This is a genomic window from Thiobacter subterraneus (assembly GCF_055379455.1).
Map to the genome: position 1 here is coordinate 924916 of NZ_AP042402.1, position 18217 is coordinate 943132.

Consider the following 18217-nt stretch of genomic DNA (forward strand, 5'->3'; position numbering starts at 1 on the left):
CTCAACACTTGTGCAGGGTGCGATGCTTGAGTGCCGGCAGGCTGTTGCGCAGACTCTTCTGGTAACTGGGGTTGACGCCGGCGATCACAACCCCCGAGCCCCGCGGCAGGCGATCCAGGATCACGCCCCAGGGATCGACGATCATGCTGTGGCCGTGGGTCTCCCGCCCGGACAGGTGGTAGCCTCCCTGGGCGGGCGCCAGCACGTAGGCCAGGTTTTCGATGGCACGGGCGCGGATCAGGGTCTCCCAATGGGCCTTGCCCGTGGTCTCGGTGAAGGCCGAGGGCACCACGATGATGTCCACCTCGCCCATGGCCCGGTAGAGCTCCGGGAAACGCAGGTCATAGCAGATGGACAGGCCCAGCCGGCCGAAGGGCGTGTCCACCGTCACTACCTCGCGGCCCGGCTCGATGGTCTGGTCTTCGTGGTAGTGCTCATTGCCCAGGTCGAGATTGAACAGGTGGATCTTGTCGTAGCGCGCCACCTGCCGGCCCTTGTCGTCGTACACCAGGCAGCTGTTGCGCACCTTGGTCTTGGCCCGGGCGACCAGGGGAATGGAGCCGCCCACCAGCCAGATCTTGTGTTTTTTCGCCTGGCTGGCGAGGAATTTCTGGATCGGCCCGCGGCCCTCCTCCTCCCGCACCTCCACCTTGTCCGTGTCCTTGAGTCCCATGATGGGGAAATATTCCGGCAGGGCCACCAGGCGCGCGCCCTGCTCCACCGCCATCTCGATGAGGCGCTCGGCCTCGGCCAGATTGGCCGACACGCTGGGGCCGGAAGCCATCTGGATGGCGGCGATCTTGAAGATCCCGGGCTGGGGCTTGCTCTTGACGTAGGTGGTGCGGGTCTTGCGTTTGGCGAAACCGGAGGTGGTCTTGGCTGCGGTCATTGAGGGACTTTCGCTTGGGTGGGTGAAGTGACTTCGATACGCAGGGCGCGGCCCCCGGCGCCGTCCGGCACGAGCTCGATGGCCGAGGCCTCGAGCCCGAGGGCGATCAGCCAGCCGCGCAACTCCTCGGCCTGGGCGCTGGCCTCGTCGCCCCGTGAGTGGTGCAGGACGAGCCGCGCCCCGGGCCGATCCAGGAAACGGGTCACCGCCTGGGCGATGGCCGGCTCGGCGATGACGGCCGGCCCGCTGCGGGGCGCGAGCCAAAAGCTTTCCGGCAGGGTGAAGTCCTGGGCCAGGGCAAGGGACGGCAGCAGGCCGAGCAGCCAGCGCAGGCGCATCATGGCCGGCCCTCGCCGCCCACGGCTTCCTGCGCGGGCACCTGCCCCAGTTTCACCACCTGGGGGTCGTCCCAGGTGCCGGTGACCTGGTATTCGTAGGCAATCAGCTGTCCCACCGGATCCTTGAGCAGTTTTTGCAGCAGCAGGGCGGTCACCCCGACCACGGGGCCGCCCAGGAAGGCGCCCGCCACCGCGACCCCTTCGCCCAGGGACGGCACCACACGGATGCGCAGATTCTGGGTCTCCCGCACCAGATCGGTGCTGCCGGCGATGGTCACCAGGGCGGCGGGCCCCTGCATCACGAAATCCCGGGTGGTGAGCACGCCATTGGTGATGAGGGTCGTGCCGGCAATGTTATCAAACGCGAACCCCTCGCTGAACACGTCGCGGAAATCCAGGGTCAGGCGCCTCGGCAGCGACTGCAGGCTCAAAAGCCCCAACAGCTTGCCGAGCCCCGGTTCGATCTTGAGGAACTGCCCGCTGTGGGCCTCCAGCTGCAGGTTGCCGGAGAGAGTGGCGAGATTGAAGGAGGCCGGACCGCCGCGCCAGGCGATCTCGCCCCTGACGCGGGCATTGCCGCGGCGGATGCGGTCCGGGTGGCCCATGCGCGCGAGAAAACGCCCCAGGTCCTTGACGTCCAGATCCACGTTGAGCCGGGTGGCGGGCTGGGCCAGCCAGCTCTGCCAGGTGCCGCTGCCGGTGAACACGGCATCCGGATTGGTCAGCCTGAATTTCTCGATGCGCCAGTCCTGGCCGCGCTTGGCTGCCGCGAGCTCCAGCCGTCCCAGCTTCAGGTGCGCGATGTCCAGGTCCTCCACCACCACGTCCAGCCCGGGCAGATCCACGTCGCGGCCCCCGGCGGGGGCGACCCGCCGCTCCGGCAGGGGATCCGGCACCGCCAGACGCTTCAGGCGCGCCTGCAGCCTGCCGCCGTCGTGACTGCGCCAGGACGCCTCCCCCTCCAGCGCGTCGCCATCCACCGTGGCCTGCCACTGGCTGCCCTGGCTCCAGGCATTGAGATGCACCCGCCCGAAGCGCCGGCCCAGGAAATCCAGCGCCGCCACCCGCAGGTGCACGCCCGCCAGCGGCGGCGCGCCGCCGCCTGCGCCGTCCAGCACCGCGCGCCAGGCGTCCACGTCGAGGGCCGGCAGTTCACCGTCCACCCACACCCCGGGATGCACCGGCGTTGGCGCCGCCGCGCCCCCCAGTCGCACCGTGCCCTTCTCGACGACCGTCTGTCCGCCCTCGAGCCGGCGCACCAGCTGGGCCGAGAGCAGCTTGTCCAGGGTCACGCCGATGGCTTCCTGGTGGGCGTTCAGCGCCCGCCTCTCGATTCTGAGGGGCAGCGAGTCGGCGGCACGTTTGGCCAGGGGCGCCGGCAGGGCGCTTTCCATGCCCACCAGATCGGAGGTGAGGTTGACGTTGGCCAAATGGTTGCGCAGCGCGAGACTCAGACTCCAGCCCGTGCTGCCCCGGAGGGCGGCATCCAGGGGAGGGGGCAGGAAGCTTCGGAGCGCCTCCGCCGTCAGCCGGCCGCTGGCCGTCGCCCGCAGCGTGCCGTCCGCCAGGGTCGCCAGGCTCAGGCTCGCGGGCCCTCCCAGGGTCTCCAGGGTGAGGCGGCTGGCATTGAGGCTTTTCTCGGTGAAATCCAGGCGCCCATTCACCTGGCGCAGCTCGGGCAGGTCAGGCGCAAGCCGCAGGGTGTTGTTGAAGAACTGGTAACTCCCGGTCACCCGGGCGGGGTCGCTGCCCCGCAGGGGCAGGGTCAGGCGCAGCGCCAGCCGCCCGCTGCCCTCCGCCGTGGCGTGATCCAGGAAATGATCGGTCCATTCCGCGAGCGGACTTTCCCGGATGAAACGCAGCACTTCGGAGGTTGCTCCCTGGGCCTCCCCTTCCAGCTGCAGGATTTCCACCGGCGCGCTGAGATCGGGAATCACGGCCCTGACGCGGGGCAGGCGCACCTGGGACAGCACGGCCTGGCTGGCCAGGATCTCCATGCGGCTGCCACGGAATTCCAGACTGCCGGTGATGTCGGCCGCTTCCGGCCAGCCGGGGGCGTAGGCCAGACGCACCCCCTGGGCGCGCCCCGTTACCTGGAACAGGCCCTCGTCCCGTTGGTTGGGCCAGGGGAAGCCGGCGAGATCGCCCCGGATGCGCACCTTGACGTCCGCGACCTGCCCCGCCAGCAGGGCATCCCGCAGCCAGTCGTGGGTGTCATTTCCGACCACCCGGGGCAGGTAGAGGTGCACGGCGCGGGCATTGGCGCGGGACAGGGCGCCTGTGAGATCCACCCGTCCCGGCCCCCCGGGCACCGACTCGTAGCTGCCGCTCAGGGTGCCCGCGGCATCGGCATTGGCGAACACGGCGCGGGAGAGGGTGACACTCACCCGGCCATCGCGCACGCGCCAGCTGGCGGCGGCCTCCAGGGTGTCGAAGCCCACCGGATTGCGCATCACCAGCGGCAGGTCGAAGGCGGTGTTGCGCCCGACGATCTGGACGGTGCCGCCCTCCTCGTCCAGGTCCAGGCTGCCGGTGAGATTGGAAAAGCCCGGCAGCTTGCGCCAGGGATTGACGCCCAGCCCGGAGAAGCTTGCCTTCGCGCTGTAGCGGGCCGGCGCCTCGAGCGGCCCCTCCCAGGTCAGGGCAAGCGCGCGCAGCAGACCCCGCGGCGCCACCTCCTGCAGCGCGGTGCGCTGGGTCGGCCCCAGGGGCAGGTGCATGGCGAGCTGCAGCAGGGGCTCCAGGGCCAGGCCCTCGGCCTGCAGCCGTCCCTTTTCCGGCTGGCGCCCCTGGGCGCCTTCGTAGCGCAGGAGCAGGCTGGCGGCAGGAAAACGCAGGCCCGGTCCCTGCGCCGCCAGTCCCCGCGCCGCCAGCTCGAAGCCTGTGGCCAGCTGCTTCCAGGCGATGCGCCCGCTCAGGCTGTCCAGGTCCAGCTCCGGCAGCTCCCGCGCCAGGCGGGTGCGCACCGCCGTCAGCGCCAGGTCCGCGGTCACCCCCGTGATGCGGCCATGGTCGATGTCCAGCCAGGCCTGCACGCCCCCCCTGCCCTGACGCAGGGGATAGGGAAAGCTCAGCCATGCCGCCCAGGCCGCGAGGTCGGTGGCGGGCACCCGGGCGTAGAGAGTGCCGCGCCAGCCTGTGAGGTCGTCGAAGGAACGTCCCCGCAGATCGCCGCGCAGATCCAGCCCGGAGGCGAGGGCCGCGGGGGGGCGCGCCACCAGGCCGAAACGGTGACGCCCCAGCAGGGGATCGTTGTCGAGGCTCAGCCCCACCTCGTCCAGCACCAAGGGCGGTGCGCCCCGCAGCCGGTCATCCCATTCCACACGGGCGTGGCGGATGTGGATCTCCCCCTGGCGCAGAATCCAGTCGGCAAGCCCTGCGCGGGCGCCCGGCCGGTTCACCGGGACACCCGAGACATAGATCAGGCCATCGGGGTCGCGCCGGATGGCGAGGCTGGGGGCGTCCAGCTCCAGGCGTTTGAGGCGCAGTTCCGCCGCCAGCAGCGACTGCCAGGAAAGCAGGGTGTCTACCCGTTTCAGGGTCAGGGCCGGCAGGCCCTGGTGGTCCCGCACCGTCACCTCCACCAGGGTGAGGCGCGGCCAAACCCCCTGCCAGTCCCCCTCGAGACCGCCGATGCTGATGGGCTGACCCACCGCGCGGGACAGGGCAGCGGCGAGATCCTCGCGGTAGCGCCCCAGATCCGGCAGCACCCAGTAGCGCAGCACCAGCACCGCTAGCGCGGCGAGGACGGTGAGCAGCACCGTCGCGCCCAGCAGGGCCCGCCAGGCCCAGCCCACTGCTTTGAGGGAAAAGGCCTTCATCACAATGGGTCAGGCCCGCGCCGCGGCCGCGCCGGGCGGGACCTCAGTGTGCCTCCTTTGGCGGGCGGCGCGGGTGGCGGCGGCGCTTCACACCACTTCCTTGAGCTGCTCCAGGATGGCAGGGTTCTCCAGGGTGGAGACGTCCTGGGTGATTTCCTCGCCCTTGGCAATGGCACGCAGCAGGCGGCGCATGATTTTGCCGGAGCGGGTCTTGGGCAGGTTGTCGCCGAAACGGATTTCGTCAGGCTTGGCGATGGGGCCGATTTCCTTGGCCACCCATTCGCGCAGCTCGGCAACGATCTGTTTCGCCTCCTCGCCGGTGGGGCGGGCACGCTTGAGCACCACGAAGGCCACCACCGCCTCGCCCTTGATCTCGTGGGGCTTGCCCACCACCGCCGCCTCCGCCACCAGGGGATGGGCCACCAGGGCCGATTCGATTTCCATGGTGCCGAGACGATGGCCGGAGACGTTGAGCACGTCGTCGATGCGGCCCATGATCCAGAAGTAGCCATCCTCGTCGCGGCGGGCGGAGTCGCCGGCGAGATAGGTCCTGCCGCCCAGCTCTTCCGGGAAATAGGCCTTTTTGAAACGCTCCGGATCACCCCACAGGGTGCGCAGCTGACTGGGGAAGGGCCGTTTGATGACGAGGTAGCCGCCGGCATTGACCCCCACGGGATGACCATGTTCGTCCACCACCTCGGCCATGATACCCGGCAGCGGCAGGGTGCAGGTGCCGGGCTTGAGGGGGATGGCCCCCGGCAGGGGCGCGATCATGTTGGAGCCGGTCTCGGTCTGCCACCAGGTATCCACGATGGGGCAGCGCGACTGTCCCACCACCTCGTAGTACCACATCCACGCCTCGGGGTTGATGGGCTCGCCCACCGTGCCCAGCAGGCGCAGGCTGGACAGGTCGTATTGCTTGGGCAGATCGGCCCCCAGCTTGATCAGGGAGCGGATGGCGGTGGGTGCGGTGTAGAAGGTCGTCACCCGGTGTTTCTGGATGAGCTCCCAGAAGCGGCCCGGATGGGGATGGGTGGGCACCCCTTCGAATACCAGAATGGTAGCCCCCAGGGCCAGCGGTCCGTAGGCCACATAGGTGTGACCGGTGATCCAGCCCACGTCGGCGGTACACCAATAGATGTCGCTGTCCTTGTAGTCGAACACCCACAGCATGGACAGGATCGCCCCCAGCAGATAGCCGCCGGTGGCATGCTGCACCCCCTTGGGCTTGCCGGTGGAGCCGGAGGTGTACAGGATGAACAGGGGATCCTCGGCATTGAGCCATACCGGCTCGCAGCTCGTGGCCTGTCCCTCGCAAAGCTCGTGCCACCAGACGTCGCGCCCCGTGTTCCAGGCGATGGCGTTGCCAGTGCGCCGGAACACCACCACCTTCTCCACCGTGTCGCAGCCGCCCAGGCCGAGCGCCTCGTCAACGGCATCCTTGAGGCGCACCGCCTTGCCGCCGCGCAGCCCCTCATCGGCCGTGACGATGATCTTCGCGCCGGCGTCGATCACCCGTTCGTGCAGGCTCTTGGCGGAGAAGCCACCGAACACCACGGAATGGATGGCACCGATGCGGGCGCAGGCCTGCATGGCGATCACCGCCTGCGGTCCCATGGGCATGTAGATGACCACCCGATCCCCCTTGGCCACCCCCAGGGATTTCAGCCCATTGGCGAACCGGCACACCTCGGCGTGGAGTTCCCGGTAACTCAACCGGCTCACCTGGCCATCGTCGCTTTCGAAAATGATTGCGGTCTTGTCACCCTTGCTGGCCAGATGCCGGTCCAGGCAGTTGTAGGAGACGTTCAGCTCGCCGTCGTCGAACCAGCGGTAGAAGGGCGCGTTGCTCTCATCCAGCACGCGGGTGAAAGGCTTGTGCCAACTGATGTGTTCCCGCGCCCGTTTCGCCCAGAAGCCTTCGTAGTCCTGCTCCGCTTCCCGGCACAGGGCCCGGTAGGCTTCCATGCCCGGCACATTGGCCTGTTTCACGAAGGCCTCGCTGGGCGGGAAAACACGGGTTTCCGTCAGCACGGATTCGATGGTGGCCATGACTTCCTCCAGTGGGTTCTTGGTTGGGATCGAGGTGGGGTAGGATGGGGCCCTATCTTACCAAAACCCCTTCCGGGACACTGCATGCCCATGGACCTTGCGCCCGATCTTGCCCGCGCCCTCGCGCCTTCCCGCTATGCCCGGCGCCTGCTCGCGGCCGAGCCCGGCCTTGCCGCGGCACTGGCCGCCGGACTGGAACAGCCCTTCACCCGCGACGCCATGAGCGCCTTCCTCGCCGGGCACGACTTGTCGGGCGAGGCGCAGCTCAAGGCCGCCCTGCGCGCCCTGCGCAAGCAGGTCTATCTGCGTGTGATCGCGCGTGATCTCACGGGGCGGGCCAGTCTGGAGGAAGTGATGGGCACCATGACCACGCTGGCCGAGGTGTGCATCCAACAGGCCCTGCCCCGCCTCGACCAGTGGCTGGCCGAAATCCACGGCGAACCCGTGGGCGCCGAGTCCGGCACCCGCCAGGACCTGATCGTGGTGGCCATGGGCAAGCTCGGCGGCGGGGAACTCAATGTCTCCTCGGACGTGGACCTCATCTACCTCTACCCCGAGGACGGCGAAACGAGCGGTCCGCGCCGGGTCTCCAACCACGAGTATTTCACCCGCCTGGGCCAGAAACTCAGCCAGGTCCTGGCCGAGCTCACGCCGGAAGGCTACGTGTTCCGGGTGGACACCCGCCTGCGGCCCTGGGGTGAGTCCGGCCCCCTGGTGGCGAGCTTCGCCGCCCTCGAGGAGTACTTCGTGGCCCACGGGCGGGAATGGGAACGCTATGCCTGGCTCAAGGCGCGCGCCCTCACCGGCGACGAGGCGGGCCTCATGACCCTGGTGCGGCCCTTCGTTTACCGCAAGTATCTGGACTACGACGCCATCGCGGCCCTGCGCGGGATGCATGCCCAGATCCGGCGCGAGGTGGCGCGGCGGGATATGGCCGACAACATCAAGCTCGGGCCCGGCGGCATCCGCGAGATCGAATTCACCGCCCAGGTGTTCCAGCTGATCCGGGGCGGCAAGGACCCGCTCCTGCAGGTACGCGCCACGCGCACCGCCCTGGAGCTGATCCGCACCCGCCGCCTGCTGCCCGACGAGACGATAGATGCCCTGCAGGCCGCCTATGCCTTTCTGCGCCGGCTGGAACACCGGCTGCAATATCTCGACGATGCCCAGACCCAGATGCTGCCGGAGGACCCCCAGGACCGGCAGCTCATCGCCGGGGCCATGGACTGCGCCGACTGGGCGGCACTGCGCACCCGCCTCGATGGCCACCGTGCCCGTGTGGAGAGCTGCTTCCAGACGGTCTTCGCCGATGACGGGGCGCAGGCGGCGGAGGACGCCATCCTTTGGGCCGCCGACACGCCGCGGGAGGAGGCCCTGGCCCGGCTTGCGGGCCTCGGCTTCCGCCAGCCGGAAACGGTGTGGCAAGCCCTGCAGCGGCTGCGCAGCACGGCCCGCTACCAGAGCCTGCCGGAAAACAGCCGCGCCCGCTTCGACCGGCTGGTGCCCCTGATGGTGCGCACGGCGGCGGGCTTTCCCGATCCCGAGGCCACCCTCGCCCGCATGCTCACCCTGCTGGAGACCATCGCCCGGCGCAGCAGCTACCTGGCCCTGCTGGTGGAATATCCGGAGTCCCTCACCCACCTGGCGCGGGTGTGCAGTGCGAGCCCCTGGGCGGCGGACTATCTCACGCGCCATCCCGTGCTGCTGGATGAACTGCTGGACCCCACCCAGCTTTTGGAGGCGCCGGACTGGCGCGCCCTGGCCGATGCCCTGCGTGGGGAGCTGGGCGAAGGCGTGGACCCGGAGCGCCAGATGGACGTGCTGCGCCATTTCAAGCACGCCTGGACCTTCCGCATTCTGGCGCGCGATCTGGAAGGCCTGCTGCCCATCGAGAAACTGGCGGACGAACTCACCGCCCTGGCCGACCTGCTGCTGGCCGAGGTGCTGCGCCTGTGCTGGCTGGGACTGCCGCGCCGGCACCGGGAAGACGCGCGCTTCGCCATCATCGGCTACGGCAAGCTGGGCGGCAAGGAAATGGGCTATGCCTCGGATCTGGACATCGTCTTCCTCTACGACGATGCCGCGGAAGCCGCCCAGGAGACCTACAGCCGGCTGGCCGCGCGCATCAACACCTGGCTCACCACCATGACCCCCGCCGGCGTGCTCTACGAGACGGACCTGCGTCTGCGGCCGGAAGGCGCCTCCGGCCTGCTGGTGAGCTCCATTGAGGCCTTCCGCACCTACCAGGAACGGCATGCCTGGACTTGGGAACACCAGGCCCTCACCCGTGCCCGCTTCGTGGCCGGCGATGGGGCGGTGGGCGCCGCCTTCGAGGCGATCCGCCGCGACATCCTGTGCCGCGAACGCGACCTGGCCAGGCTGCGGGAGGACGTACTCGCCATGCGGCACAGGATGCTCAAGGCCCATCCCAACGACTCCGGCCTGTTCGATGTCAAGCACGACCCGGGTGGCCTGATCGACGTGGAATTCATGGTCCAGTTCCTGATCCTCGCCCATGCCCACCGCCACCCGGAACTGGCCGACAACGTGGGCAACCTGGCACTGCTGGCTCGCGCCGCAGAAGCCGGCCTCATCGATTCCGAGGCCGCGCAGCGGGTGCAGGCGGCCTACCGCACCTTCCGGCGCCTGCAGCACAACCTGCGCATGGCGGGGGCCAGCCGTGCCCGGGTACCCCCGGCGGAGGTGGCCGAACACGTGCAGGCGGTGACCGCGTTGTGGCAGGCGCTGTTCGGCGCGCCGCCGGCAAATCCGCTAGAATGATGCTTTTTTTGACCGGTTTCAGGAGCGCACAAGATGTCGATGGCGGACCGCGACGGGTTGATCTGGTACGACGGCAGGCTGGTGCCGTGGCGCGAGGCCACCACCCACGTCCTCACCCACACCCTGCACTACGGCATGGGGGTGTTCGAAGGCGTGCGCGCGTACAAGACCGACCGCGGCACGGCCATCTTCCGGCTCAGGGAACACACGGAGCGCCTGTTCCGCTCCGCCCACATCCTGGGCATGAAGCTGCCCTTCGACAAGGAAACCATTTCCCAGGCGCAGCTCGCCGCGGTGCGGGAAAACGGCCTGGATGCCGCCTACATCCGCCCCATGGCCTTCTACGGCGCGGAGGCCATGGGCATCTCAGCGAAGAACCTGTCGGTGCACGTGATCGTGGCCGCGTGGAAATGGGGCGCCTACCTGGGCCAGGAGGCGCTGGAGAAGGGCATCCGCGTCAAGACTTCCTCCTTCGCGCGCCACCATGTGAACATCACCATGTGCAAGGCCAAGGCCAACGGCAACTACATGAACTCCATCTTGGCGCACAAGGAAGCGGAGCAGGACGGCTACGACGAGGCCCTGCTGCTGGACGTGGACGGCTTCGTGGCGGAAGGCTCGGGCGAAAACATCTTCATCGTGCGCAACGGCAAGCTCTATACGCCCGATCTCACCTCCGCCCTGGAAGGCATCACGCGCGACACCATCATCCAGCTCGCGGCGGAAATCGGCGTGCCCGTGATCGAGAAGCGCATCACGCGCGACGAGGTCTATTCCGCCGACGAGGCCTTCTTCACCGGCACCGCGGCGGAAGTCACGCCCATCCGCGAACTGGACAACCGCACCATCGGCGAGGGGCGCCGCGGCCCCATCACCACCCAGTTGCAGACCCTGTTCTTCGACTGCGTCACTGGACGCGATCCCAAGCGCCAGGAGTGGCTGACCTATGTCTGAACCCATGGCCGAAAAACCCAGGGCGCCCAGCCGCTACGTGGAAATCACGGAAGACGATCTGCCCCTGCACTGCCCCACGCCGCAGATGGCCCTGTGGAACGCCCATCCCCGGGTGTTCCTGCCCATCGGGGAAACCGGCGAAGCGCTCTGCCCCTATTGCGGCACCCTCTACCGCCTGCGTGGGAAAGCGCCCCACCACCCCTGAGCGTGCCCCGCATCCTGGTCATCGCGCCGGCCTGGGTGGGCGACACCGTCATGGCCCAGCCGCTGTTCATGCGCCTCAAGGCGCGGGCCCCCGACACCCGGCTGGAGGCGTTCGCTCCCGCCTGGGTCGCGCCCATCCTGACGCGCATGCCCGAGGTGGACGAGGTGCTGGAAAACCCCTTCGGGCACGGCGAACTGAGGCTCGCCGAGCGCTGGCGCCTGGCGCGCCGGCTGAAACCCCGCCGCTATGACCAGGCCATCGTGCTGCCCAACTCCCTGAAGTCTGCCCTGATACCCTTCTTCGCCGGCATTCCCCGGCGCACGGGCTTCGTGGGCGAGGGCCGCTTCGGCCTGCTCAATGACCTCCGCCGCCTGGATGGGGCAGCCTACCCCCTCATGGTGGAGCGCTTCGCCCTGCTGGCGGAGCCGCCCGGTGCAGTGCTGCCGCGGCCCCTGCCCACGCCGCGCCTGGCCGTGGACCCATCCCGCGCGCGCGCCACGCTCGACCGCCTGGGGCTCGCGGCCGACCGCGACCCCGTCGCCTTCTGCCCCGGCGCGGAATACGGTCCCGCCAAACGCTGGCCGGCGCACCATTTCGCCCGGCTCGCCCAACTGCTCGCCGCGCGGGGCCACGCGGTCTGGCTGCTGGGCTCCTCCCGGGATGCCGCCATCGGGGCCGCCATTGCCGCGGCGAGTCCCGCACGCAACCTGTGCGGCCACACCACCCTGGATGAAGCGGTGGATGTCCTGGCCAGCGCCCGCGCGGTGGTCAGCAACGACTCGGGCCTGATGCACGTGGCCGCCGCCGTGGGCACGCCCCTGGTGGCCCTTTACGGTTCGTCCAGTCCGGGCTTCACCCCGCCCCTCTCCCCTGCCGCCCGCATCCTGAGTCTCGGGCTGCCCTGCAGCCCCTGCTTCCAGCGCACCTGTCCCCTGGGGCATCTCGACTGCCTGGAAAAACTCCTCCCCGAATCGGTGCGGGAGGCCCTGGACGCCCTCCCGCTGCCGGCACGGAATACTTGACTGCGCCACTGACCCACGCCGGCCAGACACCCCTGACCCTGGGACTGGAGAACTATATCTCCGCCGCGCGAGGCAAAACGTCCACGAGCGCGGGGACGCGGCGGACGCGCACGCGGCCAACGGGCGTCGGCTCCAAATGCCTGGTTAGCCAGCCCATTTTTGGGCTAGCAATTCTGCGGTCTTTCTATACGGGAATATGAGCCGATCAGGGCCTTTCCTTGCATGGCATGGTCTTTCTGACAGCCGGTCTTCGACCATGCGCAGCGAAGCCTCGTCCCAGGCTCCAACATTGAGGAAGTACGGCACAGCCTTCGCGAAGTCCACCATGATCCCGAGCACGGAGCGGTCGATGGTGACATCGATGTGGACTGGACTCATCACCGCGGTCTCGGCGCGGATAAGCGACGGAGCAATGCCCATGCGAGCCAAGCGGTCCGCGACGACTTCGACCAGGCGATTTGGAAGAGTCCGAGCGTCACGCGCCGGCAACAAAATCGGCAGCAATGAGGTTGAGCTTACAAGAAGGAGGAGCGGCCGCCGATCGACGACGAGCCGATTGACATACCAGTCCCCGAGTGTGGTGTCTGAATGAGCCGCCGCTGTCATCGGGGGTAGCACCGATTGGAGCTCCCGGGTCGGTCGGAGCGTCACCATCTCTGTCGATTTCAGCGGTTGATGTTGGCCGGTGAACGCTTCGGTTCATCAGAGGCGGAAGGCCGTCTGCTGCAACTGGTTGTTAGCAGGCCGTTGCAAAATCCCTACCGAAGCGGCCACCTGCCCGTTGGCGTTGTCCCGAAGCCAGCGCAAGGCATTTTTCTCGGCCCCGACAGCAGCTTCGGCCCCTCTTTTGGGGGCTGCCCGCCCATTTTGGGCGCACTGACCCCCTGATTTACACATGATGCGCATCCCACCAGCCGGCAAGGGAGCCCATGCGCACCAGGTTATACGCAGCAAAGCACAGCAGCGCCTGGCCCGTGAGCTTCGCATGCCCGATGAGCTTGGTCTTGGCCAAACCGCCCACGGCCCAGCTGGCGGCAGCCCCGGGACAAAGGCGCGGCAGTCATAGCCCTTGTCCGCCCCCACGGTGGGTCGGCGGGCTTTGCGCTTTCGGCGCGCAAGCATCCTGAATGCGGCCTCGCGCTCTGCCGTGCCGCTGGTATGGGTGATCTCGACATCCACGATCAGGCCGTGGCGGTTGTCCATCAGCCGCTCGCTGCGGGTGGAAAAGAGAATCTGCAGCAGCAACGCCTTGAGCAGCATTTCGGGCGCACCGAAGGACGGCCGCGGCGGGCATAGACCGCTTCAAACCCACGGTTCATCGTTGCCAGCAAGGCATCAACCAGCGCGCGCAGCGGCACTTGGCCGGGACCCGCTCTTCGAGGCTGATGTCGCTGAACATCGCGCCCTGGAAGTTCTGAGTGGCTCTCATCTTCGCTGTGTCCTGTCTCGTCGTCGCCGTGGCCTACATGCTACCGTCAGCACGGGCGGCCCCGGGGGATTTTTTCAACGGCCTGTCAAGGAAATCGGCGTGGATTACGGCCAGGGCTTCTACCTGCACGTGCCCGAGCCGCTGCCCGCGCCGGCCGCTGAGCACCGCCTTGGCGACTCAGACCGTGCGTGAATAGCGCGGCTGCTGCAGGGGCTGTTTCAGGTAGGCGTCGAAGCACATGGCGATGTTGCGCAGGAAGATGCGTCCCAGTTCCGTGACGCGGATCCAGTCGGGCGCAAGCTCCACCAGGCCGTCGGCGGCCAGTCCGGCCAATTCCTGCAGACTGTCGGCGAAATAGGCATCGAAGTCGATCTCCCATTTCTGCGCAAAGGCCGCGCGGTCGAGCGCCAGGTCACACATGAGGGAGAGGATGGCGTCGCGCCGGATGCGGTCGTCGCGCGTGACGCGCACGCCCCGTTCGGTGGCGAGCCGGCCTTCCCTGATGCGCGCCTCGTAGTCCGACAGACGCTTGCAGTTCTGCACATAGACTTCGTCGGTTTGGCTGATGGCCGAGACGCCGAAGGCATAGATGTCGCAATCCCTGTGGGTGGTATAGCCCTGGAAGTTGCGGTGCAGGGTGCCGTTTTGCTGCGCCTTCACCAGCTCGTCACCGGGCCGGGCGAAATGGTCCATGCCGATATAGACGTAGCCCGCTGCGGTGAGCCGTTCCAGCATCAGCTGCTGCAGGCGGATGCGGGTGGCGAAGTCCGGCAGGTCGGACTCGCTGATGAGTTTCTGGTGTTTCTTGAGCCAGGGCACGTGGGCGTAGCTGAACACCGCCAGCCGGTCCGGCCCCATGTCGATCACCTTGTCCAGGGTGGCTGCGAAGCTCTCCACGGTCTGGTGCGGCAGGCCCACCATGAGATCCATGTTGATGCTGGCGAACCCGGCCTCGCGCATCCAGCCATAGACCTCCCGCACCAGGGCTTCGGGCTGCACGCGGTTGACCGCCCGCTGCACACGTTCGTCCAGATCCTGCACCCCCAGGCTTAAGCGGTTGAAGCCGGCCTCGCGCAAGGCCACGACATGGTCCCGCGTGAGCTCGCGGGGGTCCACCTCACAGCCGGCTTCCACGTCCTCGGCGAAGGCAAAACGGCTGCGCAGACAGGCACCCAGGCGGCGGATGTCATCCGGATGGAGATAGGTGGGCGTGCCGCCGCCCCAGTGCAGCTGTTCCACGCGCCGCTGCGGCGCCAGCAGTGCCGCCACCCGCCCGATTTCCTGCTCCAGCACCTCGAGATAGCGCGACGCCTTGCTGTAATCATGGGTGGCCACCATGTTGCAGCCACAGTAGTAACAAAGGGTGTCGCAGAACGGAATGTGGACGTACAGGGATAGGCCGCGGCCGTCGTTCTGGGTGCGGGCGATTTCCTCACGCCATTCCCTTTCCCCGAACGCCTCCGTAAAATAGGGCGCGGTTGGATAGGAGGTGTAGCGGGGCCCGGGCTTGCTGTATTTCTCGAGCAGTTCAGGCGCGATGCGCATGGTTTCGTTCGCCAAACAGGATAGCGTCATCCATTATAGCGGAACGCCGGGAGCCTCCCAATGAACGTCCGTTTTCCCTCCCCCGAGGAAGCCGAGGCCGCCTTTTACCGCGCCTTCGAGCAGAACGACCTGGATGCCATGCTCGCCGTCTGGGACGAAGCGGAGGACGTGGTGTGCGTGCATCCCATGGGCAGCCCCCTCAGGGGCGCGCGCGCCGTGGCCCAGGGGTGGCGGGAAATCCTCGGCGCACAGGTGGCCATGCGCTTCGGCATCGAACCCGTCCAGATCACCCGCCGCGGGGGCCTTGCCATCCACATCGTCAAGGAACACATCATGGTGCCGGACGGCAAGCCAGTGGCCCCCATGAGTGCCACCAACGCCTATCGCGAAACCCCCGCCGGCTGGCGCATGATCCTGCACCACGCCTCGCCCGCGCCGGGCGTGCTGTCCGCCCAGCGCACCGGCCACGCCCTCCACTGATGCCAGGCCACGTCGAGCCCTCCACCTATCGCGCGCCGCGCTGGCTGCCCGGCGGGCATGCGCAGACCCTGTACGCCGCGCTCGCCTTGCGTCTGCCCCACATTCCCTACCGGCGCGAGCGTTGGGTGCTGCCGGATGGCGATTTCCTCGATCTGGACTGGGTGGACGGCCCGCCGGAAGCACCACTGGTGGTGCTGTTCCACGGCCTGGAGGGCAGCTCGCGCGGCCACTACGCGCGGGCCCTCATGCAGGCGGTGCGCCGGCGGGGCTGGCGCGGCGTGGTGCCCCATTTCCGCGGCTGCAGCGGCGAACCCAACCGCCTGCCCCGCGCCTACCACTCGGGCGACGCCGCCGAGATCGATCTCATCCTGCGCCGCTTCCGCAGCGAATTTCCGGGTCGCGCCCTGTTCGCCGTGGGCGTCTCCCTGGGTGGCAACGCCCTGCTCAAATGGCTGGGCGAGTGGGGGCCGGAATGCCTGCCCGTGATCGATGCCGCGGCGGCGGTGTCGGCCCCCATGGACCTGATGGCGGCCGGCCGGGCGCTGGACCGGGGCCTGAATCGCCATCTCTACGTGCGCCATTTCCTCGCCACACTGCGGGCCAAGGCCCTGGACAAGATCGCCCGCCACCGTCTGCCCGTGAGTCCGCAGGCGATCCGCGCGGCGTCCACCCTCTACCGCTTCGACGATCTGTTCACGGCGCCCCTGCACGGTTTCCGGGATGCCACCGAGTACTGGACCCGGGCGTCGAGCAAGCCCTGGCTCAATTCCATTTCCGTGCCGACCCTCATTCTCAACGCCCGCAACGACCCCTTCCTGCCGGCCCACGCCCTGCCCACGGCGGAGGAGGTGAGTCAGGCCGTGACCCTGGAATTCCCGGCCCAGGGCGGGCATGTGGGTTTCGTCAGTGGTCCTTTTCCCGGCACCTTCGACTGGCTGCCGCGACGGCTGCTGGAACATTTCGCCGCCCATCTGCGGCGGCCTGCGTCGACCGCGACCCGGTCGAACCGTCACAATGCCCCTGCATCCTGTGCAGTCTGAAACGGAGCTTCCATGCAAAATCTTCCCCCGGAAATCTTCAAGGCCTACGACATCCGCGGCATTGTCGGCAAGACCTTCACCCCGGAAATCGTCGAAGCCATCGGCCATGCCATCGGCTCGGAGGCGCAGGCCCGCGGGCAGCGCGCCATCGTCATCGGCCGCGACGGCCGCCTGTCGGGGCCGGCGCTGGCCGAAGCCCTGGCGCGCGGCCTGCGCAAGGCGGGTATCGACGTCATCGACATCGGCATGGTGGCCACCCCCATGACCTATTTCGCCGCCTTCGAGCTCAACACCCATTCCGCCGTGATGGTCACCGGCAGCCACAATCCGCCGGACTACAACGGACTCAAGATGGTGCTGGGCGGCGAGACCCTCGCGGGGGAGGCCATCCAGGCGCTGCGCCGACGGCTCGTGGACAACGCGCTCAGCCACGGCGCGGGGAGCTATCGCCAGGAAGACATCGCCGAACGCTACATCGAGCGCATCGTCTCCGATGTCAAGCTCGCGCGTCCCATGAAGATCGTCATCGACTGCGGCAATGGCGTGCCCGGCGCCTATGCGCCGCGCCTGTATCGGCGCCTGGGCTGCGAAGTGACCGAACTCTTCTGCGAGGTGGACGGCACCTTCCCCCATCACCACCCGGACCCGTCGCAACCCAAGAACCTGCAGGACCTCATCGCGCGCCTGAAGGGCGGCGATGCGGAAATCGGGCTGGCCTTCGACGGTGATGGCGACCGCCTGGGCGTGGTCACGCGGGAAGGCCAGATCATCTTCCCGGACCGGCAGCTCATGCTGTTCGCCGACGACGTGCTGGCGCGCAATCCGGGGGCGAAGATCATCTTCGACGTGAAATCCACGCGCAAGCTGTTCGACTGGATCCGTGCCCGCGGTGGCGAACCCATCCTGTGGAAGACCGGCCATTCCTTCATCAAGGCCAAGATGAAGGAGACCGGGGCGCTGCTCGCCGGCGAGATGAGCGGCCACATCTTCTTCAAGGAACGCTGGTACGGTTTCGACGACGGCCTCTATGCAGGCTGCCGGCTGCTGGAATACCTGTCACGCCAGCCGGATGTGAGCGCCACCCTGCACAGCCTGCCGGACACGGTGAACACCCCCGAGCTCAACATCAGGATGGCCGAGGGCGAGCATTACGCGCTGATGGAAAAACTCAAGACCACGGCGCGCTTTCCCGATGCCAAAGAGATCATCACCCTGGACGGGCTGCGCGTGGAATACGAAGACGGCTTCGGCCTTGCGCGGCCTTCCAACACCACACCGGTGATCGTGCTGCGCTTCGAGGCCGACAATCCCGCGGCGCTGGAACGCATCCAGGCCGACTTCCGGCGCGTGCTGCGGGAAGCCGCGCCGGATCTGCAGCTGCCTTTCTGAAAGGCTTTCAGTCCCCCCCGCCCACCACGTCCGGCCGCCGCGCCGCGTACGCCATGTCCCGCTCGGGGGGCGCGAGATCGGCCTGGAAACTGGTGGGCGCCTGGTCGCGCGGCCGGCGGTCGCGCTGCCACCAGTAGGCCCAGTTGCGCCTGCGCTCGGCTTCGATTTTCGGGTCCTCGCGCAGGGTGCGAATCAGGATGTCCACCTCGGATTCGTACGGATTGCCCTTGCTCATGGTCGTTCTCCCGGTGAGGCGCCAACCTTAGCGAAAA

Annotated in this window: 14 protein-coding genes and 1 pseudogene; 7 read left to right on the forward strand and 8 right to left on the reverse strand. The window is 68.1% G+C overall.

Going from position 1 to position 18217, the window contains the following annotated elements; all coding sequences use genetic code 11:
• Window position 1: 1 nt before the first annotated feature.
• The 4 genes from ACZ42P_RS04700 to acs all read right to left on the reverse strand — a co-directional run bounded on the left by ACZ42P_RS04700 (window position 2) and on the right by acs (window position 7100).
• On the reverse strand, window positions 2-889 hold the full coding sequence (locus ACZ42P_RS04700; protein ID WP_464898932.1) for a carbon-nitrogen hydrolase family protein: 888 nt from the start codon (window positions 887-889) through the stop codon (window positions 2-4).
• Window positions 886-1230: a hypothetical protein gene (locus ACZ42P_RS04705; RefSeq protein WP_464898933.1), complete on the reverse strand. Its 345-nt coding sequence runs from the start codon at window positions 1228-1230 to the stop codon at window positions 886-888. Before ACZ42P_RS04705 ends, ACZ42P_RS04700 begins: the two co-directional genes overlap by 4 nt.
• Window positions 1227-5048 carry a YhdP family protein gene (locus ACZ42P_RS04710; protein WP_464898934.1) on the reverse strand — a complete coding sequence of 1274 codons (3822 nt, stop codon included), beginning with the start codon at window positions 5046-5048 and terminating at the stop codon, window positions 1227-1229. The genes ACZ42P_RS04705 and ACZ42P_RS04710 overlap by 4 nt, the downstream gene beginning before the upstream one ends.
• 87 nt (window positions 5049-5135) lie before the next feature.
• Entirely contained in the window at window positions 5136-7100 is a 1965-nt protein-coding gene (gene acs, locus ACZ42P_RS04715) for an acetate--CoA ligase (RefSeq protein ID WP_464898935.1), read from the reverse strand.
• 84 nt (window positions 7101-7184) lie between these two features.
• Between acs and glnE the strand changes: the two genes are divergently transcribed.
• The 4 genes from glnE to waaF are packed head-to-tail and all read left to right on the forward strand — an operon-like array spanning window position 7185 to window position 12062.
• Entirely contained in the window at window positions 7185-9881 is a 2697-nt protein-coding gene (glnE, locus tag ACZ42P_RS04720; protein WP_464898936.1) for a bifunctional [glutamate--ammonia ligase]-adenylyl-L-tyrosine phosphorylase/[glutamate--ammonia-ligase] adenylyltransferase, read from the forward strand.
• A gap of 33 nt (window positions 9882-9914) precedes the next feature.
• Window positions 9915-10835, forward strand: a complete 921-nt coding sequence (locus ACZ42P_RS04725) for a branched-chain amino acid transaminase (RefSeq protein WP_464898937.1) — start codon at window positions 9915-9917, stop codon at window positions 10833-10835.
• Complete coding sequence (locus ACZ42P_RS04730; protein ID WP_464898938.1) at window positions 10828-11040, forward strand: zinc-finger domain-containing protein; 213 nt, start codon at window positions 10828-10830, stop codon at window positions 11038-11040. The genes ACZ42P_RS04725 and ACZ42P_RS04730 overlap by 8 nt, the downstream gene beginning before the upstream one ends.
• A gap of 2 nt (window positions 11041-11042) precedes the next feature.
• Window positions 11043-12062, forward strand: coding sequence for a lipopolysaccharide heptosyltransferase II (waaF, locus tag ACZ42P_RS04735; protein WP_464898939.1), 1020 nt, complete (start codon window positions 11043-11045; stop codon window positions 12060-12062).
• Between the two features lie 144 nt (window positions 12063-12206).
• Here waaF and ACZ42P_RS04740 read toward each other — a convergent pair whose 3' ends face one another.
• From ACZ42P_RS04740 to hemN, 3 genes and pseudogenes are all read right to left on the reverse strand, one after another.
• Entirely contained in the window at window positions 12207-12716 is a 510-nt protein-coding gene (locus tag ACZ42P_RS04740) for a DUF6933 domain-containing protein (protein ID WP_464898940.1), read from the reverse strand.
• A gap of 235 nt (window positions 12717-12951) precedes the next feature.
• Window positions 12952-13491: pseudogene (locus tag ACZ42P_RS04745) on the reverse strand (transposase).
• 177 nt (window positions 13492-13668) lie between these two features.
• The gene (gene hemN, locus ACZ42P_RS04750; protein WP_464898941.1) at window positions 13669-15036 is read right to left on the reverse strand and encodes an oxygen-independent coproporphyrinogen III oxidase; all 1368 of its coding nucleotides are present in this window, start codon (window positions 15034-15036) and stop codon (window positions 13669-13671) included.
• A gap of 60 nt (window positions 15037-15096) precedes the next feature.
• On the opposite strand from hemN, the gene ACZ42P_RS04755 reads away from it, so the two are divergent.
• Genes ACZ42P_RS04755 through ACZ42P_RS04765 form a run of 3 tightly spaced genes read left to right on the forward strand, consistent with a single transcriptional unit; the run spans window position 15097 to window position 17945 of the window.
• On the forward strand, window positions 15097-15516 hold the full coding sequence (locus tag ACZ42P_RS04755) for a YybH family protein (RefSeq protein WP_464898942.1): 420 nt from the start codon (window positions 15097-15099) through the stop codon (window positions 15514-15516).
• Window positions 15516-16556, forward strand: coding sequence for a hydrolase (locus tag ACZ42P_RS04760; protein WP_464898943.1), 1041 nt, complete (start codon window positions 15516-15518; stop codon window positions 16554-16556). Before ACZ42P_RS04755 ends, ACZ42P_RS04760 begins: the two co-directional genes overlap by 1 nt.
• A gap of 12 nt (window positions 16557-16568) precedes the next feature.
• Window positions 16569-17945, forward strand: coding sequence for a phosphomannomutase/phosphoglucomutase (locus ACZ42P_RS04765; protein ID WP_464898944.1), 1377 nt, complete (start codon window positions 16569-16571; stop codon window positions 17943-17945).
• A 7-nt stretch (window positions 17946-17952) separates the two neighbouring features.
• Here the strand turns inward: ACZ42P_RS04765 and ACZ42P_RS04770 are convergent, their stop codons facing one another.
• Complete coding sequence (locus ACZ42P_RS04770; protein WP_464898945.1) at window positions 17953-18180, reverse strand: hypothetical protein; 228 nt, start codon at window positions 18178-18180, stop codon at window positions 17953-17955.
• Window positions 18181-18217 lie beyond the last annotated feature (37 nt).